The organism is Muricauda sp. SCSIO 64092, assembly GCF_023016285.1.
GTDB lineage: Bacteria > Bacteroidota > Bacteroidia > Flavobacteriales > Flavobacteriaceae > Croceivirga.
Map to the genome: position 1 here is coordinate 2,827,042 of NZ_CP095413.1, position 24,487 is coordinate 2,851,528.

The following is a 24,487-nucleotide window of genomic DNA, read 5'->3' on the forward strand; positions in this document are numbered from 1 at the left end:
TGTTTGGCTGGCTTAATCAATCGAATTCCTAAAACGATATTGCAATTGGACCCCGGCAAAGTAGTTGATTCCGTTTCCGGGGAAGAAAAATCGTGGTTGGTTGCCACCAAAACCGACGGCGTTCACCAAAACGGACTGGGCAAAGTTGGTGTTGAAAAGGTTATTTACGCCAGCATTCAATCCAATATGGAATTTATCCAAAACTTTAGTACGATAACGGAGTTGGGCATTGAAGACATTAAAGGATTCACTAAAAAGGGTATTGGCATCGGTTAAAGGGATTTCATCCACAAATTGGTGGGTAAGGTTAAATACAATGCCACTGGCATTTCCGATGGTGATACCGGAATTGATTCGATGTCTTGGTACACCGGCCAGGTTGTTCCCCGAAAAGTCGTTGTCCCCATCCAAAAAATCCACGAACGTATGGTTGCTATAGCTGTAGCTGATTCGTGGGATTATAGACCAGTTTTGGGCAATTTTGCCGGTGTAGGAAGCATCCAATTCAATACCTTGATGTTTGGTCTCACCGGCATTTCGTCCTATAAATAAGTCTTCATCGATCCGCTCCGCAACCAACAGATCGGTAATATCCATCTGGTATAGGGAAATTCCCAAATTCAATTTTTTGTTCCATAGGGTAAGAACACTTCCAAGCTCATAGCTCCATCCCTTTTCTTGTTCGATGGTTGGATTGATAACGCCGTCCGGAGTTAACGTCTCTTCCAGACCGGGATTGGAAAACCCCCTACTGGCATTGGCAAAGAACCGACCATAACCAACCTCGTAGACCAAACCAAAACTTGGTAGTAGGATAGGGTCAAAATCCCGTTGTGCAGAAGTATTTTCTTCACCGGAGTTGAACAAATCCCTGAAATCATAATCCGTCTTGTTGAAATTAAGTCCCACCTGTGCCTGTAGTCTGTTGGCAATAGGAAAGGTATATCCTCCAAAAAGGTTCAATTGGGAGCGGAATTCCTTGTTTTCACTAAGCCGTTCCCCCTGCAAACTTCCATTGCCATCGTTATCCCGGAACTCATTTATAAAAGTCTGCCAGTTGTACTCGTCCTTGTACAGTTCCCCACCAAAGGTGAAATCACCTTTGAACAATTTTCCCTCGGTTACCGATCGTAATCCAAAACCATGGGTAAACTCATCCAGGATGTTGAAGGGCCTGGGTTCAAAATGGTCCAAATAGGTGTAGAAAATACTATTGGTGGTCCTTAGCTTTTGATTGAACCGGTGGCCATAGGAGATACCTGCCAGGGTATACCTATTATCTTCAAACCCCCTGGCGGCAAGCCAGTTGGCTGCAGCACGCCTTGGGTCTTCCCTAAAATCGGTTTCATTGAGGGAACTGGGAATGCCGGCAGTATAATCGATATGGTTGATTAAAAAATCCAATTTCCCTTTATCATTCAATCGTACCGATGAGGTGAGTAAAAAACCATCGCGTTCAAAGCTGTTGTTTTGTCGAAACCCATCAGTTTGCAGGTGATTGTAACTAAAATTGATGTTGAAGTTTTTTTCGGAATGGCGAAAGGCCAAATTGTTCTTTAGGGTATTAAAGGAACCAAAAGTGAAGCTATTTCCCAGAAAGGTCCTTCCTACTTGGGGAGGTTTGGTGTTTAAAACAATGGCACCCCCCAGATTGGCACCCAAAGCGGTCCCTTTTGGGCCCTTGACCACTTCAATACGACCCATATTTTCAAAATCATAGGCTTCAATGGTGGAAACCCCTGTGCCATTGGTTACTGGAATTCCGTTGAAGTAAAGACGAAGCTTATCCGTACCAAATGGGGTTCTTGCGCCAACACCACGAATGGTAATGCGGTTGGTGTTCAGGGCACCGGAAAGCACATACAATCCAGAAATTTGGTTTAATCCCCCTGCAAAATCAATGGGACTGAACTGCTCCAAATCCGCCACTCCCAAACTGGATGATTCCGTAATACCCACAGCTTTTTTGGTAATGAATTCCTCAATCAGGGTCACTTCGTCCAACGTATTGATGGAATCCAGTTGTTGACTCTGTGAAAAAGTCAGAAAACAGGTCAAAAGCATTGTGAAGAATAAGGGGCCTTTCATAGCAGGGCCAAAAGTAAGGATTAAAAGCGATAGCCCAAGGGTATGCCGTTGCTCCCCAAAAGTTCGGGAGCAAGATCGGAATGGGGAAATTGGGTTGGTTTGGCAGGGAATCCATCAGTTTTACGGCCAAGAAGACCAAAATTTATAGGTCAGCTATAAAAGCCAATACCATTTTTGATCAGTTCGTAGTACTTTTTTTCACTAAAGGTATAAAGGTACGGGGCTTTGTTGGCGGCACCCGTCATTTGTTTTTCATGGCGGGTCAAAATACCCAACTTTAAGAGTTTTCGCTGAAAATTACTGCGTTCCAAAGGCTTGCCGAGAATCGCCTCATAGAGTTTTCGCAAATCCTGCATGGTGAATTTCTTGGGCAATAAGGAAATACCGATGGGCAAATAATTCAACTGGGTTTTTAGGTGGTCCAGGGCCTTGGTGATAATCGCTTTGTGATCTAAGATCAGAGGGGGCAATGCATCGAGGGATTTCCATTCACAAACCTCGCTAAATGCATCTGGTCTGGGGTGTATCCTTTTAATATCAACAAGGGCAAAATAACCGGTGGTAATGAATCTATCGGTAATCCATTTCAAAAAATTGGGACTTAGCTCTTCCATCATTTTTAAGTGGTACAGCGGTTTCGCAATTTGTGGATTTTTGTTTCGGACGCTACTCCCGAAGGTGTAAAATTGCTTTACAAAAACGGAGCTGAGACCGGTACGTTCCCGGAGTACGCGCTGAGCCGCATCATCCAAATGCTCTGTTTTTTTGATAAAACCACCCGGTAAGGTCCAAACCCCGTCATTTTTCCATTTGAGCAATAGCACCTTTAGTTGTTGGCTTTCATAACCCAGGATGACGCAATCTATGGAATTTCCGGGGAGGTAGTCCTCGAGTTGCGCTTCAAATGACTTGATATGATATAAAAGATCGGTCTCTGGGTCCACAGCAAAAATTTAATGTGTCTTTTTTACACAATACCGTAATGGTTTTGTATTTTTGTGTCAAATTAACACAATAAAAAATGAAGAAGCTGCTAAAAGTTCTGAAATATATCCTCATCGCCGTACTTTCGATTATTGTAGTGGGCGCTGGAATCTTCTATTTTACCAAGAAGAGTGCTTCCAATAAAAACATGAAACTCTTGGGTGGGGAAGCTGCAGTTTTGAATGAAAAAGGAATCCGTTTTAGGGATTTGAACAAGAACGGAAAATTGGACGTTTATGAAAATCCCACAGCACCCATTGAAGCGCGCATCAATGATTTGATCGATCAAATGACCCTTGAAGAAAAGGCCGGTACCATGTTTGTGACCATGATAGGAACCACACCCAAGGGGGAACCTATGGAAACCCCGGTATTAAGTACCGACCCCTTGGTGCTCATGATGTCTTTTGCCCTGCCCTCCAATTCTGAAATGATTGCCAGGAAGAAAATGAACAGCTTTAATATTCTGGCTTCATTGGATGCGGAATCCATGGCCAAATATGCCAATACCATACAAAAAATGGCGGAGCGTACCCGATTGGGAATTCCCATTACCGTAGCTACCGACCCAAGGCACGGTACCATCAATAATCCAGGGGCATCATTGTTCACACCAGCGTTCTCCCAATGGCCTTCATCCCTGGGGCTGGCCGCAACAAGGGATACAGTCCTGGTTAGGGAATTTGGAGATATTGCAAGACAGGAGTACCGGGCCGTTGGAATACATTTGGCCCTGCATCCTATGGCCGATTTGGCTACGGAACCGCGTTGGGCCAGGACCAATGGTACTTTTGGTGAAGATGCCGATTTATCCGCCGCAATGACCAAGGCATACGTCTTGGGCTTTCAGGGCGATTCTTTGCAAGAAACGAGCGTGGCCTGTATGACCAAGCATTTTTCCGGGGGAGGGCCCCAAAAAGATGGAGAGGACGCCCATTTTCCCTATGGAAAGGAACAGGTGTACCCTGGGAATCATTTTGCCTATCACGTACGGCCATTTACAGAAGGGGCATTTCCGGCTAAAACAGCACAAATTATGCCCTATTATGGCATTCCCGTAGGGCAGACAAATGAAGAAGTGGCCTTTGCATTCAATAAGGAAATCATTGGCGGATTGCTTCGCGATTCCCTTAACTTCAAGGGAGTGGTCTGTACGGATTGGAACATCATAACCGATTCCAAAATTGGGGAAGGACGTGCATGGGGCGTGGAAGACCTTTCCATTAAGGAGCGTGTTAAAAAGGTTTTGGACGCAGGATGTGACCAATTTGGAGGTGAGGCCATTCCTGGTGTTATTGTGGAATTGGTAAATGAGGGACAGATTCCCGAAAAGCGTCTGGATGTTTCCGTGAAACGCATTTTAAGGGATAAGTTTCGTTTAGGCCTTTTTTACGATCCCTATGTCGATGAAGCGAAAGCCGTCCAAATTGCAGGGAAGGAAGCGTTCAAGGAAAAAGGGCTGAGGGCCCAGCAAAAAGCAGCGGTGTTGCTCAAGAACGAAGGCATCCTGCCATTGAAAAAGGGGACCAGGATTTATGTTTCAGGTGTGGAAGATGTGGATGTGTATACTTCTTTTGGCGAGGTAGTTTCCAGTCCCTCCGAAGCCGATATCATTATTGCGAGGATCAGAACGCCCTTTGATCCAAGGAACGATTCCTTCCTGGAAAGTTTTTTCCATCAGGGGAGGTTGTATTACAATGATGAAGAGTTGGAGGAAATTCAAGGATTGATCCAACAAAAACCTTCCGTCGTAGTGGCAAATTTGGAACGTCCGGCCATATTGACGCCCATTGACGAAGAAGCAAAAGCGGTTATGGCAGATTTTGGCATTAGCGATCAAGTCCTTGCCAAATTGGTGTTTGGGGAAGCAAATCCACAAGGAAAAATGCCTTTTGAATTGCCTTCTTCCTGGGAGGCCGTTCAAAAACAACTGGAAGATGTCCCCTATGATTCCGAAAATCCGCTGTACCCATTTGGGCACGGATTGAGCTATTAAAACCAGAGGAAATTGGGTTGCTGGTCAAATTTGCTCAAGAGTTATCCTTGCGAAGGGATAACAAAATGAAGAATGCCCCAATAAAACCCAAAACCATTCCCAACAGGAATAGTAGGGCATAGTAAAAAGGTGCCCCACCCAAAAAATAGGTGGCCAAAGCAATGGTGGTCATTGCTATTCCACTAAGGGCAAAGGCCCTTCCCAAATTATAGTTTTTAAGTTTTTTGCTTTTTTCCATGGTGTACCATTCAGGTTGGTTATTTTAGTGCTTCTAGAGGAATCATAAGGTATGAAAATTGTTTCTTACAACGTAAACGGAATTAGGGCGGCCATGAAGAAGGGTTTTGTGGGATGGTTGCAAACCGTCGATGCGGATGTGGTCTGTATCCAAGAGACCAAAGCAATGCAGGAACAGGTGGAAGTTGAGGCATTGGAGGCCATTGGATACGGTCACCATTACTGGTATAGTGCCCAAAAAAAGGGATACAGCGGGGTTGCCGTGCTGTGCAAAACCAAACCGGACCATGTGGAATTTGGTACTGGAATTGATTATATGGACATTGAAGGAAGAAACCTAAGGGTAGATTTTGGGGATGTTTCCGTAATGAGCATGTACCTACCATCCGGGACCAATATGGACCGCTTGGAACACAAGTTGACCTATATGGCGGATTTCCAAAAATATGCTGATGAACTGCGTAAGGAACGTCCCAACCTTATCGTTTGCGGAGACTACAATATCTGTCATGAAGCCATTGATATCCATGATCCCGTTAGAAATAAAAATGTATCCGGGTTTTTACCGGTAGAACGGGAATGGATCGGCAATTTCATTAAAAGTGGTTTTATTGATAGTTTTCGGCATTTTAATAAGGAACCCCATAATTATACGTGGTGGAGTTATCGTGCCAATTCCAGGGCAAACAACAAAGGCTGGCGGTTGGACTATGGGATGATAAACGAATCATTAAAGGACCGTTTAAAACGATCGGTCATACTTTCAGAAGCTGAACATAGCGATCATTGCCCAATTTTACTTGAAATCGAAAAATAACATTCCCTTAAAAAGCCAGGGTTCTCAGTTTGCCTATTTTTGAAGCTTTTAAAGCCATACCCATGAAATATACCCGACTACCCAATACGAATATCCGTATCAGTAAAATGTGTTTGGGCACCATGACCTGGGGCCGCCAGAATTCCGAAGCGGAAGGCCATGAACAAATGGACTATGCTTTGGAGCAAGGAATCAATTTCTTTGATACTGCGGAGTTGTATCCCATTCCTCCCAAAAAGGAACTCTATGCCATAACGGAAGAAATTATAGGTCGTTGGTTTAAAAAAACGGGAAATCGGGATAAGGTGGTTTTGGCCTCAAAAATTGCGGGTCCTGCGCCATTTTCAAAATACATCCGTACCACAGGCTTTCGTAGGGATTCCATTATCACTGCCGTTGAGGGAAGTTTGGAGCGACTTCAGACCGATTACATTGATCTGTATCAATTGCACTGGCCAGAGCGGGCCACCAATTTTTTTGGACAACGGGAATATGATTCGGAAAGCCATGATTTCTGGGAGGATCGTATCCATCAGGTTTTGGAAACGCTACGGGATTTGGTCAAAGAAGGAAAGATCAGACATGTTGGCCTTTCCAATGAGACGCCTTGGGGGACCATGCGGTATTTGGAGGAGAGTAAGGTGCATCAAGATTTGCCAAGGATGCTCACCATCCAAAACCCTTATAGCTTGTTGAACCGTTTGTTTGAAGTAGGCCTTTCTGAAGTATCCATGCGGGAAAAAATAGGGCTTTTGGCCTACTCTCCCTTGGCTTTTGGGGTATTGAGCGGGAAGTACCTGGATGAAATCAAGCCCCGAAAAGGTAGATTGACCTTGTTTCCCCATTACAATCGTTACAGTAGCGAAAATTCCACTAGGGCAACACGGCAATATGCCGATTTGGCCAAAGCACATGGTCTGTCCTTGGCCCAAATGGCATTGGCATTTGTAAACACAAGACCTTTTTTGACCAGTAACATTATTGGTGCTACGACCATGGAACAATTGAAGGAAAATATTGATTCGATTCATATGGAGCTATCGGATGAGGTTTTGGACGGTATTGAAGCGATTCACAATAGTATTCCAAATCCTGCACCTTAACGGTGTCTATCTTCTTTTTCCAAAATCACCGGGACTGGATTACAAAATATGTCCTCATTTTTTGATAAAGAGTTGCTGAAAAAGTGTAACACTACATTTTTTTTCAAGTCTTATTTTAAAACAATGCGACAATTCATCGGTATATTCGGATTCCTGGTATGGAGTGTAATTGCCCAAGCGGCGGATGGAGAGCGTATTGCTTTTCCCAAAGCCGAGCAAATTACCGAAAATACGGTGCGTATCCCTTTTGATCTTGTAGACCATTTGATTGTAATAGAGGGTCAGGTGCTTGGCAAAAAAGGAGGGTTCATTATTGACACCGGGGCGGAAGCCTTGATTCTCAATAGAGTGCATTACCCCAAGAACCTGCCCGTGAGAAGAAAGGTTGCATCTTCCTCCGGTGTTATGAGTGCCATGGACGATGTTTTTCAGAATATCGTGGATGCGCTTTTACTTTCAAACACTTTTAGTATTTCCAAAAAAAAGGCGGACATCATCGATCTTTCACATATTGAAAAACAGAAAAAGGTCAAGATTTTGGGTATCATTGGGCATAATGTGTTGGAGGACTATGAGATTTTCATCGATTTTTACCTGAAACAGATTACCTTGAGTAGGCTTGGTTCTTCGGGGAATACCCTGGATTCGGACGTTTATCTGGAAAAAATAGCGGATAGCCTTGATTTCGGCCTAAGAAGACATACCATTGTGCTACGGGGCGAAATCAGCAATCACTTCCTAAGTTTGGGCTTGGATTCGGCCGCCGAGCTAAACCAATTGACCCCAGACGCAAATTCCCAGATTTTGAAGTATTTTTACCCTAAGAAAAGGGTCATGGTCATGGGCGCCAGCAGACGCAAAAAGGAGGTCCTTATCGGTAGTCTTCACCGTATGAAGTTAAGTGAAACGGTATACTTGGGCCCTATGACCACCATGGTCTCCCGAATGAGTAGGCTAAATGAGGCTTTTGGCACCGAACTTGATGGTTTACTGGGGTATGAATTCCTGAAACAAAAGCGTGTCATCATTAATTATAAGAAGAGAAAGTTATATTTTATCAACTTTCCAATAGTATCCAAATGAAACGGATCCTGATATATAGTTTCCTCCTTTTGAGCGGTTATTTGGTTTTGGCCCAACAAAAAGGTTACAGAATCGAAGGGGATGAGGTAGTCTTTACTTTTGATAGAAAAGACTATGCGTTGGCCCGTGAAGATGGATTTGGCGAGGAGGTGGGTTTTGATGATCTGGACATCAACAGTGTAGCTGTGGCAGGGGAGTTCAATAATTGGTCCTATTATCAATGGAAGATGATAAAGGTAGATAAGGACCGCTATGAGCTTCGTAAAAAGCTATCTAATTTTGATCATCAATTTTCATGGGAGTTCAAGTATGTCATTAATAATTTCTTTTGGGCGGAACCGAGAAAAACGGATGCAAATGTTACAAGGGCGTTTAAGGATGGGTATCCGTTACCTGTTTACAATTTAATGATGTATACTGCCCGGCCAGACGAAAATGGGAATGCTACATTTAGGTTAAGGGGACATCCAAATGCAGAAAAGGTCATCTTGGCCGGAAGTTTCAATAAATGGGACGAGCATGTATTTCAAATGCAAAAAAAGGAAGGATATTGGGAATTGAGCCTACAATTGCTTCCTGGTGAATATGAATACAAATTCATAATTGATGGGGAATGGACCGAAGATATGGACAACCCGTATAAAGTGCTCAACGAATTTGGAGGCTACAACTCGGTTATCCAAATTACCAGGAAAGTACCATTTTTCCTCAGGGGTTTTCCAGATGCCCAACGGGTTACGCTTTCCGGTTCTTTTAATGATTGGGCCACCGAGGGTCACGATATGTTGAGAACAAGCAATGGTTGGGTGGATACTCTGGCCTTGGTAGGGGGTAAGCACCATTACAAATTCATTGTGGATGGGGAATGGATGGTAGATCCGGAGAACTCTGTTAAGGAATACGATGGCAAGGGGAACATCAATTCTGTATGTATGGTACGGTAAGCACCAAGGATAGGTGTTTTTTAAGAGGGGATTTTGACAATTATCCTTATCGTAATTACTTTACTATTTGTTGGCCGTGCTTGGAAAAGCAAGTGTTACCCAAAAAGATGGCTTACAACGTCCTCAATTTTAGACACAAGGAATACCTGTATGTTAGGGTTTTTTAAACCAATTTTACTTCGTTTGGAGACGTAAATGGTAGAAAACCCCAATTTTTCAGCCTCCAGGATTCGTTGATCCACACGTTGTATGGGCCGCACTTCACCGGCCAACCCAATCTCGGCGGCAAAACAGGTCCCTTTTTCTATGGGGATATCGGCATTGCTGGAAAGTATTGCGGCCATTACGGCCAAATCAATGGCTGGGTCGTCCACTGTGATTCCTCCGGTAATGTTAAGGAAAACGTCTTTTGCAGCCAATTTAAAACCAGCACGTTTTTCCAGAACGGCCAGTAGCATATTCAATCGTTTCGCGTTGAATCCCGTGGCCGAGCGCTGGGGGGTTCCATACACTGCGGTACTTACCAATGCCTGAACTTCGATTAACAAAGGGCGCATACCTTCTACCGTTGCTGCAATGGCAGTTCCACTCAATTCCCCTTCGTTATTGGAAATCAATATTTCGGAGGGATTGATCACTTCCCTTAAGCCACTTCCTTGCATTTCGTAAATCCCCAACTCTGCCGTAGAACCAAATCTATTTTTCAAGGACCGTAAAATCCGATACACATAATTTCTATCTCCTTCGAATTGGAGAACCGTATCGACCATGTGTTCCAAAATTTTGGGGCCTGCAATGGTACCGTCCTTGGTAATATGTCCTACCAGGATTACGGGAGTATTGCTTTCTTTGGCAAATTTGATGAGTTCCGCCGTACATTCCCGTATTTGCGAAATGCTCCCCGGAGCCGATTCTATGTAATCCGAATGTAGGGTTTGAATGGAATCAATAACGACCAAATTGGGTTCCAAGGCCACTATCTGTTGAAAAATGTTTTGGGTCTTGGTTTCGGTAAGGATGTAACAATTTTTGGCCTTGGGCGTAATCCTGTCCGCCCGCATCTTAATTTGCTTTTGACTTTCTTCACCGGACACATAGAGTGTTCTAATGGGTACTTTTAAGGCAATTTGCAGTAGGAGCGTGCTTTTTCCGATCCCCGGTTCCCCACCCAACAATGTCAAGGAACCTGGAACCAGTCCACCGCCCAGCACCCTATTGAATTCTTGGTCCAGTAAATTGAATCGAACTTCACTGTCGTTGGTTATTTCGTTGATTGGAAGGGGTCTGGCCGTTTTGCTCTGTTTTGATTGGGTGGGTTTCCAGGCCGATTTTTCCTCTTTTTGGACCACTTCCTCAACAATGGTGTTCCATTGTTTACAAGACGTGCACTGCCCAATCCATTTTGGATATTGGGCACCACAGTTTTGGCAGAAAAAAGCAGTTTTGGTCTTAGCCATTGGGCTAAGATAGCAAAACCATCAGTAGCCAAAATCTGCCTTTATGGCATCAATTTTTTCCAGGGCCATTTCTTTGGTCAAAAAGTCGATCTCATCCATTAGAAAAGATTTTTCAAAGGCTTTCATTGCCTTTTTGGGTTCCCCGGCAAGCTCCAAATACTCGCCTTCCAAATAAAACCCAAGCATGGTCTCGGGAAACTGTTTTTTGCAAATATCCGAAAGTGCCTTTAGGGAATCGAAATCGTCCTTTTTTAAGCTGCCTGCATATATGGCCATAATGTCGTTCAGTTCAACTTCTTTTTTAAAGCCCAGCAAATTTTCAATCATGCCATATTTGTTTTCCAGGTATTGGATCACCGGCTCATTGGAAGTCAGTATTTGCTCCTTATATTCCTTGGGACTAATGGGGCGGAACATTTTGAAAACATTATCAAAGGCTTTGCTAATCCCATATGCGGCAATTGAAGTATGGTCGGGTTCTTTGTATTCATCGAAGAAGTAATGCAAGGTCTCCTTGTTGATTGAGGCAATGGCATTGTTCATTTGGAGAATTCGATTTCGATCTTCGGTCTTGCTATTTTCCAAAACCAAGTTGTAAAAGATTTCCTGGTTCAGATCGGATAGCCGGGAGGGAATCCTACTTTCCATCTCAGTGGCCAACACCGGTGAAATTATGAGATAGGAATTGAACAACGATTTGTCCTTGAACAAATAGTAATTGCCAAAATTGGCAGTGATATCATAACCAATGAACATCTTAAAGGGCGCAATGGCATAGCTGGTTTCCAAGTAGGGAATCAATTCGGTTCCCAGAAACTCGTAAAAAAGCTTCCCCTTTTCCGTGGGCAGGCCCGTGGTTTGCTCAAAATCGCAATCTTCCCATCGCAATTCGTTTTCTTCTTGGTGTACGCCTACTATAATGGACTCGGGCATACGATGGTACTTGCTAAAAAATTTGGCATTGGAGACGACCAGGTCAAAGAGGTAATCGGCATCCAGTACCACAATTAGGGGATATTTTTTGTCTTCGGAATAATTTTCGGGGAAGTAGTACGATACGTCCCTGCGTTCCTGTAGTTTGAAGGATTCAAAGATTTCTTTGGTTATCTGTGCGTTAAGGCCAAAGCAAAGCAGCCCAAAAAGGAGCAATAATGGTTTGTTCATGGGGCATTGGTTTGATAATCAGAGATTATCGATTTCGATTCAATAACGGTAAGAGTACAAAAGATATTGCGCCAAAAACCAGGACCATAAAGGTTTGGGCTATCCACATGATCCATCCAAATGCATTCCCGGCTACCGTGCCCACTCCAAAGAGTTCCAGGGATTTGCCAACCGCTATGGGAAAAGCAAGGAAACCACCATTGGTTGTGGTCATGGCAAATGCTCCCGCCACAAAGGCGACCAGGATAGCCCCAAAAGATAGACCAACCGTTTCCATAACGGTGAACTTTATGACCCAGAACATGAGGATGTACGCAAACCAAATAAAAAAGGTGTGAAAGATAAAGGGCCACTTTCGCTTCATTTTAAATATGCTGAGCACGCCCTGAAGGACATCGTTCAAGAAGTTTTTGAGTTTGGTGGCAAAGGTTGATGTTGATTTTTTTAAAATTCGAATACCCAGGAACAAACCTGCAATCCCCACTACCAGGATGATGGCACCACCGGCAATTCCCAACCCAGATTCTTTTATGAACCCCAATATTAAATCCGTTTGTAGTATTAGGGCTATCCCAATAACCAAAAAAAGCATGATCAGGTCAATGATCCGCTCCGTCACTATGGTACCCATGCCTTTTTCAAAAGGTACGCCTTCATAAGTACTTAATGCGGTCGCCCTTAATATCTCCCCGGAACGCGGTACGCCAAGATTCGCCAAATAAGCAATAAGAACAATAAGGGTATTATTGCTCACCTTGGGCTTGTATCCAAGGGGTTCCAAAAGATAATTCCACCTAATGGCCCGGGACACGTGGCTCAATATTCCAATAAAGAGGGATAGGCCCACCCAAAAAATGTCTGCTTGACCAATGTATGTAATAATCTGATCTCGCTGTTCGGGAGTGGTGGAACTATACAAATACCAAATCAAAAAAAGCCCCAGGGAAATGGGGATTAGAAGTTTGAGTGTCTTTTTTAAGGAATGGGTCAAATTAGTTCAATAAGTTGGTTTCCTCATTTGGGAAAACCAATGCCGGATTGAATTTTTTGGCCTCTTCAATGTCCATCCAGGCATAGGTAATCAAAATAAGCACATCTCCTGCGGCCACTTTACGGGCCGCGGCACCGTTCAGTGTGAGTTCCCCGGAACCCCTTGGGCCTGGGATGGCATAGGTTTCCAGGCGTTCCCCATTATTGTTGTTGACAATTTGGACCTTTTCACCACGAATGATGTTGGCGGCATCCATCAAATCCTCATCAATGGTAATGCTACCAATATAGTTGAGGTCGGCTCCGGTGACCTTTACACGATGAATTTTGGATTTTACTACTTCTATCTGCATTTGGAGCAAAATTATTTAATTCAGGGCAATATTATCTATCAATCGAATCCCTTCTGCATAAACGGCAATAAAGGCCCTATATTCTTTGTTTACCTGAACCTGGTTGACCGGGATCAAGGTATCTATATCGGTTATTTCAAAATATTCCAATTCAAACAATTGGTTTTCATTAAATTGAATGGAAACCCAATCCCTTATATCCTTAGCATTTTCCGTGCCAAATTTAGCTTTGGCAGCTTTCAACATTTGGTATATAAAACCAGCTGCCTCCCTAGTCGGTTTGGAAAGCCTTTCATTACGTGAACTTCTGGCCAGACCATTGGACTCCCTTTCAATTGGGCAGGGTATGATTTCCAAATCAAGGTTGGACTGTTGCACCAATTTTTGGATGATCTGTAATTGTTGAAAATCCTTTTCCCCAAAATAGGCCCTGTTGGGTCCAACGGCCTCAAAGAGCAATTCCACAATAGTGGCAACCCCATTAAAATGACCTTTCCTAAATTCTCCTTCCATCACTTTTTCAAGACCATTGAAGTTGAACGATTTTGAGCTGATGTTCCCATTGTAAATCTCCAGCTTGGATGGGGCAAAAATGAGGATTTGATCGGAGACAGATGTTAAAAGGGCACTGTCCTTTGACAGGTCCGAAGGATATTTCTTAAGGTCTTCCTTATTATTAAACTGTGTTGGGTTTATAAAAATGCTTACCACGGTAAAATCATTATCCTCCAGGGATTTCCTTACCAGGGAAAGGTGTCCACTGTGCAAAGCACCCATTGTGGGGACAAGGCCAATGGACTTCTTTTTTGATTTCCATTCCGCAAGGATCACCTGAAGTTCCTTTTTACTTTGGAGTACATGCATGATTTAAAACAAAAGCGTGCAAAAATACTATAAATACTGGTATTAGGCATAATTTTTGTACTTTTGCAGCTACGTTTTGTCAGATGAACAAAAATTGCATGTATGACTGGTAAAAAGATATTGTTCGTATCTTCTGAATTAGTGCCCTACCTACCCGAGAACCAAGTTTCCTTAATGTCTTATGAAGCACCTAGAATGGTCAATAGCAATGGAGGCCAGATTAGGATTTTTATGCCAAGATATGGTAATATCAATGAAAGAAGGCACCAATTGCACGAGGTTATCCGTCTTTCTGGGATGAACTTGGTCATTAACGATATGGATATGCCCTTGATCATTAAAGTGGCCTCTATACCAAGGGAGCGAATCCAGGTTTATTTTATAGACAACGATGAGTACTTTAAGAGGAAAGCTACTTTTGAGGATAAGGAAGGAAATCTTTTTCCGGATAATGATGAAAGGGGAATCTTCTTTGCCAAGGGAGTTGTGGAAACAGTGAAGAAGTTAAATTGGTCCCCGGACATTATTCATGTCCATGGGTGGATGGCGTCATTATTGCCTTTATATCTTAGGGAGTATTATGCGGATGAGCCCATTTTCATGGATAGTAAAATAGTAACCTCAGTTTATGGAAAGGGATTTGATGGTGAATTGAACAGTGGCATGTTGGATAAAATTGCTTTTGACGGTATAGACAAGGACAAAATAGATGTACTACAAACGCCTGACTATAATAATTTGTTAAAGGTTGCAGTGGATTATTCCGATGCCATTATTTTAGCCTCGGAAGAGGTTTCAAGTGAGTTGGTGGATTATGTAAATCAACTGGATAAACCAGTTCTTCCCTTTGTTTCATTCCAAGAAACGGATGAAGCCTATGCCAATTTCTATAATACACAAGTTTTAAAATAAGCCTAATGGGTTTGAACAAAGGGTGGATTTCGGCTTTGGCCGGAACCTTTTTTTTATGGGTCTTTTTGGTTTCCTGTGAAGATGATCTTAACACTACCATAGGGGAAGGGGTAATTCCTGGGGAACCCTTCATTTCCGGAAGGGCGGAGTACGATGTATTTGCGTATAACAGGAGTTCCGTGGCCGTTCAGACCAATAGATTGCCATTGTACCAGATTGGGGTATATGATGACCCGGTATTCGGAAGAAGGGAAGCCATAGTCACCTCGCAGATCGCTTTTCAAAATTTGCAGGGCAACCCGGTTTTTGGAAATTATAGCCAAGACCTCGAGGATTTGCCGGAGGCGTCCAGGGAAAGGGATACCATACCTGAAAATGAAACGGTGAAAGAGGTACTGCTGTACCTGCCATACCAAATAGTCCCGGGTTCAAGCAGTGATACGGATGGCGACGGAGTCCCGGACGAGTTGGAGCGCCCGGAAGATAGGGACGATCCCAATAGTGATCAGGACAATGATGGGTTAACGGATTTGGAAGAGTCCATTCTTGGGACCAATCCTTTTGACCCGGACACGGATAATGATGGAATCAATGACGCCGATGATGATGCCACCCTAACAAATACCTTTGCCAATGCCTTTGCATTGGATAGTATATTTTCCAGACGGCTGATAAATAATCCTAATCAACAACTCATAGGCGAAGAATTCACCCTAAAGGTGGAACGCTCCACTTTTTTCCTAAGGAACCTGGACCCCAATACCAACTTTGAAGAAGCCCAGGAATATCTTTCCAACACCAATATTCCAAGTTTTACGGAAGGAAATCCTTTGTTTGAAGGAACGGTAACCATTGACAATAAACAAATTGTAACGTTCAACGAAGATGATCCGGATACCGATGAAAACGAAGCCTTGACCATTAATACCGATTTAAGTTTGCCTCCCGGAGTACGGGTGGCATTGGACCCCCAGTTTTTCCAGGAGAACATTTTGGATAAAGAAGGCGATTTTGAACTTTTTAGCCAGTCCAACCTTGCCGATTTTATCAGGGGTCTACATATCTCCATTATCCCAAATAATGAAGATCTTATGATATTGTTCGACCTGCTACAGGCCAATATCACCATTACCTATGAGTTTGATGATTTTGTGGTGGACGATGATAACCCTGCAGGGACCATTGAAAAGGTTGAGCGTGAGTTTACGCTGAATTTTCTTCAAAATGTAAATAATGCGGTCAGTGGAAACGCGGTAAACACTTTTATTGATGCGCCCTTGCCCTCCGATATAACCGGGCAATTGGATAATCCCACTGAAAATGCAAGCCGACTTTTTCTAAAAGGGGGTTCCGGTACTTTTTCGGAATTACGCCTGTTCAACGAAGATGCCGAGATCGCCAATGACATCATAGCGGGCATTAGGGCGAATAATTGGATCATTAACGAGGCCAATTTGGTCTTTAATGTAGATCGCAGCAGATTGGACCTGAATGGGGGAACCATCGAACCACCTCGTTTGTACCTTTTCAATGCGGAGAATAATACCCCTTTATTCAATATTTTGGCGGAGCCACCTAATCTGCTATCCCCTTTGGACCAATTTTTGGACTACGATGGTATATTGGAACGTGACTCCGAAGAAAGGGGCATAAAGTACACCGTACGGATTACGGAATATCTTAATGATATCATCGTTAGGGATTCGACGAATGCCCCGCTAAGGTTGGTGCTTACCTCAAATATTGGTGACCCAAGAATACAAGAAGCGGAAGCAACGATGGGGGAACGTGTTGATCTGCCCTTGATGAATACGATCAATCCCCTTGGGACCGTATTGTTCGGCAACAATGTCCTTACCGAAGAGGAGGATAAAAAACTAAAACTTCAGATTTTCTACACTGAAATTGACTAAATTTTAAGTCCTCCCATACAGGACATGGATTTTTTCCGTTATATAACGCAGAATACAAGGCCAATACACGATATCTATTACTTTTGAAATCAAATTGGTATTACCTTGCAACGTTTTTAAAATTTTGAACTATGTGTGGAATTGTTGGTTACATTGGTCATAGGGAAGCCTATCCAATAATAATCAAAGGACTTCAAAGGCTGGAGTACAGAGGCTATGACAGTGCTGGTATTGTGCTGTTCGATGGGGAGGACACCCAGCTTGCAAAGACAAAGGGAAAAGTTGAAGACCTTAAGGATAAGTCAAAGGCAACCATTTCTACCAAAGGGACATTGGGTCTGGGCCATACCCGTTGGGCAACCCATGGTATTCCCAATGATATAAACTCCCATCCACATTATTCGAATTCGGGAAATTTGGTGATTATCCATAATGGGATTATAGAAAACTACGAATCCATTAAAAAAGCCCTTCTTAAAAGAGGATATAGTTTTGAATCCGATACGGACACGGAGGTCCTGATCAACCTTATCGAAGAAGTAAAGGAAAAAGAAGGCGTAAAATTGGGAAAGGCCGTCCAAATAGCTTTGAACCAAGTAATTGGAGCCTATGCCATTGCCGTATTTGACAAAAGTAAGCCAGATGAGATAGTGGTAGCTAAATTAGGGAGCCCCCTGGCCATTGGGATCGGGGAAAATGAATACTTCATTGCATCGGACGCCTCCCCTTTTATTGAATTTACCAACAACGCGGTCTATTTGGAAGATGAAGAAATGGCCATAGTTCGATTGGGAAAGGAAATAAAGCTTCGGAAAATAAAGGATGATGCCATTGCATACCCTAATGTCCAAGAGTTACAATTGAATATTGAGGAGATTGAAAAAGGAGGGTATGATCATTTTATGCTTAAGGAGATTTACGAACAACCTAGGGCGATTTTGGATACGTACAGGGGGAGATTATTGGCCAATCAAGGAATTATCAGAATGGCAGGGATTGACCAAAACCTGGAAAAGTTCCTAAATGCCAATAGGATCATTATTGTTGCCTGTGGTACATCATGGCACGCAGGTCTTGTTGCAGAGTACATTTTTGAGGATTTGGCGAGAATTCCAGTGGAAGTGGAATACGCTTCGGAGTTTAGATATAGAAATCCGGTAATTACGGAGAATGATGTTTTGATTGCCATTTCGCAGTCAGGGGAAACCGCGGATACCTTGGCGGCCATTAAGATGGCCAAGAAACGAGGTGCTTTTGTCTTTGGTGTTTGCAATGTTGTGGGTTCGTCCATAGCGAGGGAAACCCATGCCGGGGCCTATACGCATGCAGGACCTGAAATCGGGGTAGCCTCTACAAAAGCTTTTACCACACAAATTACGGTTCTAACACTTATTGCCCTAAAGTTGGCCAAAGAGAAGGGGGAGTTCACAGACTCTAAATTTCATGAGTTGTTGACCCAACTGGAGGGCATTCCCGCCAAAGTTGAAAAAACATTGGAATCCAATGTATTGATTGAGCAAATAGCCGACGTTTATAAAGATTCCACAAACTGCCTTTACTTGGGTAGGGGGTACAATTTCCCTGTAGCATTGGAAGGTGCATTAAAGTTAAAGGAAATCAGTTATATCCATGCAGAGGGCTATCCAGCTGCAGAAATGAAACATGGACCCATAGCTTTAATTGACGATCAGATGCCGGTTATAGTTATTGCTACCAGAAAAGGGCATTATGAAAAAGTGGTGAGCAATATCCAGGAAATTAAATCCAGACACGGTAAAATAATTGCAGTTGTATTTGAAGGGGATGAAACGGTGACCCAATTGGCGGACCATATTATTGAGGTACCGGAAACCTCTGAAACCCTATCTCCATTACTAACAACCATTCCATTACAATTGTTGTCCTACCATATAGCGCTAATGCGTGGTTGTAACGTAGATCAACCCCGTAATTTGGCAAAATCGGTTACTGTGGAGTAACCAGATTACAATGCTATTCTTCATGTTAAAACCCAAAAAAGGCCGACTTTTTTGTTAAATTCTCAGTTTTGATGGACAAATTCTAAGGAAAAATTACTATGCATGCATAATTTTTTTCGATTTCTGTGGAATTCATGTCAAAAAAATGTATCTTCCCGACCTGATTTTTACACGAACTTAAAACTAACTTAACACAAATTCTTCACCGATGAAAAAAATCATTTTCGCATTTTCATTGCTGATAGGATTAACTTCTTATGCCCAGACCACTATTTCGGGAAAAGTTGTGGATCCCAACAATGACCCGGTCCCAGGCGCCAACATACTTGTAATAGGAAAGGCAGAAGGCGCTGTCGCCGATTTTGATGGTAACTTTACCTTAAACACCTCTGAGGCCCCCCCTTTTCGCTTAAGGGTAACCAGTATAGGTTATTCCGAAACGGTTGTTGAAGTCACTTCAAACAATCAGGTATTTACGATAACGTTACAGGAATCCTCTACCATTTTGGACGAGATTGTGATATCTGCCTCCCGAACACCGGAACGTATTTTTGAATCCCCCGTATCGGTGGAGCGTTTTGGCCTTAAGGATATTCAAAACGCCACTGCGGAATCCTTTTATGGGTCCCTTCAGAACTTAAAAGGGGTGGACATTAATACAAACAGTTTAACCTTTCAATCAATTAACACCAGGGGCTTTGCCACCTTTGCCAATGTTCGCTTTTTGCAGTTGCTGGACGGTATGGACAATACCGCACCAGGCTTGAACTTTGTCTTGGGAAATTTGGTGGGAATGAATGAACTGGATGTACAAAGCATAGAAATCCTGCCAGGAGCATCTTCGGCCCTGTACGGTGCAAATGCATTTAACGGTATCCTGTTCATGCAGAGCAAAAGCCCTTTCGACTTTCAAGGGATAAGTTCATACTTTAAGACTGGAATAACATCCCAGGAATCCGCGGGGGACAATCCCTATTATGATGTGGGTATACGGGCAGCACATGCGTTTAGCGATAAGTTTGCAATTAAGGCGAATTTCTCCTTTCTGCAAGGGGAGGATTGGCACGCTACCAGTGAAGTTGATGTAAATAACCCCGGCCTGGATAGATCAAATCCCGCCTATGATGGTCTAAACGTTTATGGTGATGAGGTAAGTTTAAACCTGGACCGCCAATTAGGTTTTCCAAGTGGAACAATAGGTACCGTTTCCAGGACAGGATATAATGAACGGGATTTGACTAACTATAACGCACAAAGTGTGAAGGCAGATTGGTCCCTGCACTATCGCCCATTTGGGGATGACCTGGAGTTGATTTACAATGGTCGCATTGGTCGAGGTAATACCATTTATCAGGGAATTAACCGGTATGCCGTGCAAGGATTTAAAATGCAGCAACATAAATTGGAATTGAAAAATGATAATTTCTTTATTCGCGGTTATATTGTGGCAGAGAATTCGGGGAATGCGTACGACACCCGATTTACAGGAATTAATATCAATAGACGATGGAAATCCGATGCGCAGTGGTTTGGAGATTATGCCGGTACATTTTTGGTCTCCAGGAATAATGGTCTAACGGAACAACAGGCCCATGACCAGGCCAGGGCCGTTGCCGATACGGGCAGATTGATCCCAGGCACTCCGGAATTTCAAGCCGCCTTTGACGCGGTTACTGCCGACGGGGATTTGAGCACCGGTTCCCGATTTATTGACAATACCAAGTTCCGGCATGTCAATGGAAATTATAACTTGGCCCATTTGATTGACGACTGGGCAGATATTCAGGTAGGAGGCTCTTTCAGGGAATATGAACTGAATTCCCAGGGGACCATCTTTACCGATTTTGATGGCCCGATCACCTATAATGAATTTGGGGCTTATACCCAATTCCAGAAAAAGGTGCTGGATGACCGTTTAAAGATTACCGCCTCAGGAAGGTATGACAAGAATGAGTTTTTTGATGGATTCTTCTCTCCCAGGGCAGCACTGGGGATTACTTTGGGGGAACGTCGAAACCACAATATCCGTCTTTCCGTACAGCAAGGTTTTAGAAACCCCACAACACAGGATTTATTTATAGGATTGAATGCTGGAGCAGCTATTTTGGTAGGCTCTGCCCCTGCCAATCTTGATAGGGACGTACGTACATTTGATGTAAGCGAGCAAGGGCAATTGGCGGGCCAACCGGCCACAGTTCAGATTGTGGGTAGAGCGGCATATGAGAACGCCTTTACCGCAAGGTCCGTTGCCTTGGGAAGTCCGGAGGCCGTTCAGACCCCCCTTGTCCAACCAGAGGAAATTACTGCTTTTGAAGTAGGATATCGAGCGCAGCTCGGAAAATTCGCTATTGATTTGAACGGATATTACAATAGCTATTCCAATTTTGTCTCCGGTGCTTTTGTGGAAGTTCCACTTTATGGAGACGCTTTTGGCACGGAAGCTGAGCAGGCGCTAGCATTGCAAGCTATCGGAAATGGGGATTTCCAAAGGTATCAGGTCTATACCAATTCTCCCGAGGATATCAATGCTTATGGCGCCAATATTGGTGTGGACACCAAAGTAGGGGGATTCGATGTGGGGGTCAACTATACCTACACCCTTCTTGAAGATGCCGATGAGTTGCGGGAGCGGGGCATCCGAACCAACTTCAATACTCCGGAACATCGTTTTAAAGCTTCGTTTGGACATACCGAGTTATTCAAAAACTTTGGATTTGGGATAAACTACCGATGGAGTGATAGCTATTTCTGGGAGGCAACATTTCAGGATGGGGATATTCCTTCCTTTAACGTAGTGGATGCACAGATCAACTATGCGGTGCCAAGTATGAAATCAGTATTCAAGGCCGGGGCTTCCAATTTATTGAACGAAGAGTACGTTACTGCCTTTGGTACGGGTAATATAGGGGCAATTTATTATATTTCCTGGGCCATCAATCCATAGGAAAGTTAGAACAAAGGAACATTGAAAGAAGAGCCGAATCCGGCTCTTTTTTTATGCCAAAAAACAAGGGGTGAAGTTTCTTTTAAAAGATGGAAAATCCTATCTTTGCGCCCGAAAAAAAGATAGTGTACGCTCCTACACAGGGAATCAAACAAATTGAAATATTGAAGTAATGTCCAAAGTTACAGGAAAAGTTGCCCAAATCATTGGCCCGGTTATCGACGTTGAGTTCGAATCTGGTACGGAAATTCCGAAAATCTACGACTCTCTTGAAATAAAAAAAGCGGATGGAACCACATTGGTTCTTGAGGTACAATCCCATATTGGGGAAAATACCGTTAGGACCATTTCCATGGACTCTACCGATGGACTAAGTAGGGGTGTGGACGCTACCGCAACGGGTAGTGCCATCCAGATGCCCATTGGTGAAGATGTTTATGGAAGGCTTTTTAATGTTATTGGTGACGCCATTGATGGCATGGACAATTTACCCAAAACCGGGGATAATGGTCTCCCCATTCACCGGGAGGCACCAAAGTTTGAGGATCTTTCCACCTCTACCGAAGTATTGTTTACCGGTATTAAGGTAATCGATTTAATTGAGCCCTATGCCAAAGGAGGTAAGATTGGATTGTTTGGCGGTGCTGGTGTAGGAAAAACCGTATTGATACAGGAATTGATCAATAATATTGCCAAAGGACACGGGGGTCTTTCGGTATTTGCCGGTGTAGGGGAACGAACGCGTGAAGGAAATGATTTGCTTCGTGAAATGTTGGAATCCGGGATCATTAAATACGGCGACGACTTTTTGCACTCCATGGAAGAAGGCGGTTGGGACTTGAGTAAAGTGGACAAAAAGGCCATGAAGGAATCCAAGGCAACCTTCGTTTTCGGACAGATGAACGAACCACCTGGAGCACGGGCCCGTGTGGCACTTTCCGGATTGACCATTGCCGAATATTTCCGTGATGGGGCCGGTGATGGGCAAGGAAAGGATGTATTGTTCTTTGTGGATAACATTTTCCGATTCACCCAAGCAGGTTCCGAAGTATCGGCACTTTTGGGACGTATGCCTTCTGCAGTGGGTTATCAGCCTACATTGGCAACGGAAATGGGTGCCATGCAAGAGCGAATTACCTCAACAAAGAGGGGCTCCATTACTTCGGTTCAGGCAGTATACGTACCTGCGGATGACTTAACGGACCCGGCACCCGCAACCACCTTTGCGCATTTGGACGCAACTACCGTGCTTTCAAGAAAAATTGCTGAATTGGGTATTTATCCTGCCGTGGATCCCTTGGATTCCACTTCCAGGATTTTGACCCCTGAAATTTTAGGTAAGGAGCACTATGAGTGCGCACAACACGTAAAGGAGTTGTTGCAGCGTTATAAAGAGCTACAAGATATTATTGCCATTTTGGGGATGGAGGAATTGTCCGAAGAAGACAAACTGGCCGTTGCCCGCGCGAGAAGGGTACAGCGTTTCTTGTCCCAGCCATTCCACGTAGCGGAACAGTTTACGGGCATCCCCGGGGTATTGGTAGACATTAAGGATACCATAAAAGGATTCAACATGATTATGGATGGCGAACTGGACCATCTTCCAGAATCTGCCTTTAACCTTAAAGGGACCATAGAAGATGCCATTGAGGCAGGAGAGAAAATGTTGGCAGAAGTTTAATTCAGTGAAGGGTTGGGAATGAAGGGTCCAGGGTTTAGTTTTCAAAGGACTTTCAACTTCCACCTTCCAACGTCTAACTTAGAAAGATGTATTTAGAAATTGTATCCCCGGAAGCTACGTTGTTCGCAGGTGAGGTAACCTCGGTAACCGTTCCCGGTGTAAACGGTGAATTTCAAATGTTGACCAACCACGCACCTATCGTTTCGCTTTTGCAGGAAGGGAAGGTCAAAGTCCAGGGGAATATAGAAATCGAGGAAGAATTTCAAGCCAAGTTTTCCAAAGGGGCAAATGGTGAAACCGTGTTGTCCATTTCCAGTGGAACAGTAGAGATGAAGGATAACAAGGTAATCGTCCTTGCAGATTAGATAGGATTATTTTTTTACTATAGTATTGAAATGAAAGCCACTTTTTTAGTGGCTTTTTCATTTAAGGATGATCAGGGACCACTCCCTTCCATCCGCTGCATACCGATGAAGTTCCTTAAACCCTATGGCCCTATGGGCATTTAGGGAACGGTTGTTTTTGGCATCCACTTCTGTGATAATGGCGTCAAATTCTCCGCTGATAAAGGTTTTCATGTGCTCATAAAGCCCCCTGAACACCCCTTGCCCCCGATGTGTTCTTGTAATACAGATTTGCCCCATAACCAAATAGTCCAATGTATCCGGTACCAAATTCCGAATTTTAAGGAACATCGATCTAAGAATATCGATTTCCAGTCTAAATTGAGGATGCATGGAAAGCGCATAACCTATAACTTTTTTATTATGCAACGCAATGGTATGGGGGAATACCGCGTTCATTTTGACCAACAGATCAAATGTGTGTTCCACGGTCAAAAACCCCTCTGTCCGTATTTCCGTGGCAGTAAGGTTCCGGGGAAGGTTGGACGCTTGCAGGGCAAGAATTTGTCTTATTTCCCCTTCCGTATCGATCTGTTTATATACAATCATTGTTTTAAAGATAGTACTTTTGGAA

Annotated in this window: 20 protein-coding genes; 11 read left to right on the forward strand and 9 right to left on the reverse strand. The window is 43.5% G+C overall.

Annotation, left to right across the window (positions count from 1 at the left end):
- Positions 1-12: 12 nt before the first annotated feature.
- Both L0P88_RS12000 and L0P88_RS12005 read right to left on the reverse strand, forming a co-directional pair.
- Positions 13-2,064, reverse strand: coding sequence for a TonB-dependent receptor family protein (locus L0P88_RS12000; RefSeq protein WP_247134805.1), 2,052 nt, complete (start codon positions 2,062-2,064; stop codon positions 13-15).
- A gap of 173 nt (positions 2,065-2,237) precedes the next feature.
- Positions 2,238-3,032: an NUDIX hydrolase gene (locus L0P88_RS12005; RefSeq protein WP_247134806.1), complete on the reverse strand. Its 795-nt coding sequence runs from the start codon at positions 3,030-3,032 to the stop codon at positions 2,238-2,240.
- Between the two features lie 77 nt (positions 3,033-3,109).
- Here L0P88_RS12005 and L0P88_RS12010 point away from each other — a divergent pair, with 77 nt between their 5' ends.
- Positions 3,110-5,068, forward strand: a complete 1,959-nt coding sequence (locus tag L0P88_RS12010; RefSeq protein ID WP_247134807.1) for a glycoside hydrolase family 3 protein — start codon at positions 3,110-3,112, stop codon at positions 5,066-5,068.
- Positions 5,069-5,102: 34 nt separating this feature from the next.
- Here the strand turns inward: L0P88_RS12010 and L0P88_RS12015 are convergent, their stop codons facing one another.
- The gene (locus tag L0P88_RS12015) at positions 5,103-5,306 is read right to left on the reverse strand and encodes a hypothetical protein (protein ID WP_247134808.1); all 204 of its coding nucleotides are present in this window, start codon (positions 5,304-5,306) and stop codon (positions 5,103-5,105) included.
- 51 nt (positions 5,307-5,357) lie between these two features.
- Here L0P88_RS12015 and L0P88_RS12020 point away from each other — a divergent pair, with 51 nt between their 5' ends.
- The 4 genes from L0P88_RS12020 to L0P88_RS12035 all read left to right on the forward strand — a co-directional run bounded on the left by L0P88_RS12020 (position 5,358) and on the right by L0P88_RS12035 (position 9,252).
- A complete protein-coding gene (locus L0P88_RS12020) occupies positions 5,358-6,122 on the forward strand; it encodes an exodeoxyribonuclease III (RefSeq protein ID WP_247134809.1) in 765 nt (254 codons plus the stop codon).
- 62 nt (positions 6,123-6,184) lie between these two features.
- Positions 6,185-7,225 (forward strand): NADP(H)-dependent aldo-keto reductase, encoded by a 1,041-nt coding sequence (locus L0P88_RS12025; RefSeq protein WP_247134810.1) that lies wholly within the window; start codon positions 6,185-6,187, stop codon positions 7,223-7,225.
- Between the two features lie 123 nt (positions 7,226-7,348).
- Positions 7,349-8,308 carry a hypothetical protein gene (locus L0P88_RS12030; protein WP_247134811.1) on the forward strand — a complete coding sequence of 320 codons (960 nt, stop codon included), beginning with the start codon at positions 7,349-7,351 and terminating at the stop codon, positions 8,306-8,308.
- The gene (locus tag L0P88_RS12035; RefSeq protein WP_247134812.1) at positions 8,305-9,252 is read left to right on the forward strand and encodes a hypothetical protein; all 948 of its coding nucleotides are present in this window, start codon (positions 8,305-8,307) and stop codon (positions 9,250-9,252) included. The genes L0P88_RS12030 and L0P88_RS12035 overlap by 4 nt, the downstream gene beginning before the upstream one ends.
- 95 nt (positions 9,253-9,347) lie before the next feature.
- Here the strand turns inward: L0P88_RS12035 and radA are convergent, their stop codons facing one another.
- The 5 genes from radA to panC are packed head-to-tail and all read right to left on the reverse strand — an operon-like array spanning position 9,348 to position 14,080.
- On the reverse strand, positions 9,348-10,709 hold the full coding sequence (gene radA, locus L0P88_RS12040; protein ID WP_247134813.1) for a DNA repair protein RadA: 1,362 nt from the start codon (positions 10,707-10,709) through the stop codon (positions 9,348-9,350).
- 21 nt (positions 10,710-10,730) lie between these two features.
- Entirely contained in the window at positions 10,731-11,873 is a 1,143-nt protein-coding gene (locus L0P88_RS12045) for an alpha/beta hydrolase (protein WP_247134814.1), read from the reverse strand.
- Positions 11,874-11,898: 25 nt separating this feature from the next.
- The gene (locus L0P88_RS12050) at positions 11,899-12,864 is read right to left on the reverse strand and encodes a YbhN family protein (RefSeq protein WP_247134815.1); all 966 of its coding nucleotides are present in this window, start codon (positions 12,862-12,864) and stop codon (positions 11,899-11,901) included.
- Position 12,865: 1 nt separating this feature from the next.
- Positions 12,866-13,216 carry an aspartate 1-decarboxylase gene (gene panD, locus L0P88_RS12055; RefSeq protein WP_158775939.1) on the reverse strand — a complete coding sequence of 117 codons (351 nt, stop codon included), beginning with the start codon at positions 13,214-13,216 and terminating at the stop codon, positions 12,866-12,868.
- 15 nt (positions 13,217-13,231) lie between these two features.
- A complete protein-coding gene (gene panC, locus L0P88_RS12060; RefSeq protein WP_247134816.1) occupies positions 13,232-14,080 on the reverse strand; it encodes a pantoate--beta-alanine ligase in 849 nt (282 codons plus the stop codon).
- Positions 14,081-14,182: 102 nt separating this feature from the next.
- Here panC and L0P88_RS12065 point away from each other — a divergent pair, with 102 nt between their 5' ends.
- The 6 genes from L0P88_RS12065 (at position 14,183) to L0P88_RS12090 (ending at position 23,874) form a co-directional block, all read left to right on the forward strand.
- On the forward strand, positions 14,183-14,992 hold the full coding sequence (locus L0P88_RS12065; RefSeq protein ID WP_247134817.1) for a glycogen/starch synthase: 810 nt from the start codon (positions 14,183-14,185) through the stop codon (positions 14,990-14,992).
- Between the two features lie 5 nt (positions 14,993-14,997).
- Positions 14,998-16,905: a DUF4270 domain-containing protein gene (locus L0P88_RS12070; protein WP_247134818.1), complete on the forward strand. Its 1,908-nt coding sequence runs from the start codon at positions 14,998-15,000 to the stop codon at positions 16,903-16,905.
- 131 nt (positions 16,906-17,036) lie between these two features.
- The gene (gene glmS, locus L0P88_RS12075) at positions 17,037-18,884 is read left to right on the forward strand and encodes a glutamine--fructose-6-phosphate transaminase (isomerizing) (protein WP_247134819.1); all 1,848 of its coding nucleotides are present in this window, start codon (positions 17,037-17,039) and stop codon (positions 18,882-18,884) included.
- A gap of 208 nt (positions 18,885-19,092) precedes the next feature.
- On the forward strand, positions 19,093-21,828 hold the full coding sequence (locus L0P88_RS12080) for a TonB-dependent receptor (RefSeq protein WP_247130180.1): 2,736 nt from the start codon (positions 19,093-19,095) through the stop codon (positions 21,826-21,828).
- A 172-nt stretch (positions 21,829-22,000) separates the two neighbouring features.
- Positions 22,001-23,509 carry a F0F1 ATP synthase subunit beta gene (atpD, locus tag L0P88_RS12085; RefSeq protein ID WP_247130181.1) on the forward strand — a complete coding sequence of 503 codons (1,509 nt, stop codon included), beginning with the start codon at positions 22,001-22,003 and terminating at the stop codon, positions 23,507-23,509.
- An 86-nt stretch (positions 23,510-23,595) separates the two neighbouring features.
- The gene (locus L0P88_RS12090) at positions 23,596-23,874 is read left to right on the forward strand and encodes a F0F1 ATP synthase subunit epsilon (RefSeq protein WP_247130182.1); all 279 of its coding nucleotides are present in this window, start codon (positions 23,596-23,598) and stop codon (positions 23,872-23,874) included.
- Between the two features lie 57 nt (positions 23,875-23,931).
- On the opposite strand, the gene L0P88_RS12095 is transcribed toward L0P88_RS12090, so the two are convergent.
- Entirely contained in the window at positions 23,932-24,462 is a 531-nt protein-coding gene (locus L0P88_RS12095; RefSeq protein ID WP_247130183.1) for a GNAT family N-acetyltransferase, read from the reverse strand.
- Between the last annotated feature and the right edge of the window lie 25 nt (positions 24,463-24,487).

Excerpts from the sequence above, each read along its gene's own strand:
- L0P88_RS12000 (WP_247134805.1), bottom strand. The coding sequence starts at position 2,064 with ATGCTTTTGACCTGTTTTCTGACTTTTTCACAGAGTCAACAACTGGAT.
- L0P88_RS12010 (WP_247134807.1), top strand. The coding sequence starts at position 3,110 with ATGAAGAAGCTGCTAAAAGTTCTGAAATATATCCTCATCGCCGTACTT.
- L0P88_RS12015 (WP_247134808.1), bottom strand. The coding sequence starts at position 5,306 with ATGGAAAAAAGCAAAAAACTTAAAAACTATAATTTGGGAAGGGCCTTT.
- L0P88_RS12020 (WP_247134809.1), top strand. The coding sequence starts at position 5,358 with ATGAAAATTGTTTCTTACAACGTAAACGGAATTAGGGCGGCCATGAAG.
- L0P88_RS12025 (WP_247134810.1), top strand. The coding sequence starts at position 6,185 with ATGAAATATACCCGACTACCCAATACGAATATCCGTATCAGTAAAATG.
- L0P88_RS12030 (WP_247134811.1), top strand. The coding sequence starts at position 7,349 with ATGCGACAATTCATCGGTATATTCGGATTCCTGGTATGGAGTGTAATT.
- L0P88_RS12035 (WP_247134812.1), top strand. The coding sequence starts at position 8,305 with ATGAAACGGATCCTGATATATAGTTTCCTCCTTTTGAGCGGTTATTTG.
- radA (WP_247134813.1), bottom strand. The coding sequence starts at position 10,709 with ATGGCTAAGACCAAAACTGCTTTTTTCTGCCAAAACTGTGGTGCCCAA.
- L0P88_RS12045 (WP_247134814.1), bottom strand. The coding sequence starts at position 11,873 with ATGAACAAACCATTATTGCTCCTTTTTGGGCTGCTTTGCTTTGGCCTT.
- panD (WP_158775939.1), bottom strand. The coding sequence starts at position 13,216 with ATGCAGATAGAAGTAGTAAAATCCAAAATTCATCGTGTAAAGGTCACC.
- panC (WP_247134816.1), bottom strand. The coding sequence starts at position 14,080 with ATGCATGTACTCCAAAGTAAAAAGGAACTTCAGGTGATCCTTGCGGAA.
- L0P88_RS12065 (WP_247134817.1), top strand. The coding sequence starts at position 14,183 with ATGACTGGTAAAAAGATATTGTTCGTATCTTCTGAATTAGTGCCCTAC.
- L0P88_RS12070 (WP_247134818.1), top strand. The coding sequence starts at position 14,998 with ATGGGTTTGAACAAAGGGTGGATTTCGGCTTTGGCCGGAACCTTTTTT.
- glmS (WP_247134819.1), top strand. The coding sequence starts at position 17,037 with ATGTGTGGAATTGTTGGTTACATTGGTCATAGGGAAGCCTATCCAATA.
- L0P88_RS12080 (WP_247130180.1), top strand. The coding sequence starts at position 19,093 with ATGAAAAAAATCATTTTCGCATTTTCATTGCTGATAGGATTAACTTCT.
- atpD (WP_247130181.1), top strand. The coding sequence starts at position 22,001 with ATGTCCAAAGTTACAGGAAAAGTTGCCCAAATCATTGGCCCGGTTATC.
- L0P88_RS12090 (WP_247130182.1), top strand. The coding sequence starts at position 23,596 with ATGTATTTAGAAATTGTATCCCCGGAAGCTACGTTGTTCGCAGGTGAG.
- L0P88_RS12095 (WP_247130183.1), bottom strand. The coding sequence starts at position 24,462 with ATGATTGTATATAAACAGATCGATACGGAAGGGGAAATAAGACAAATT.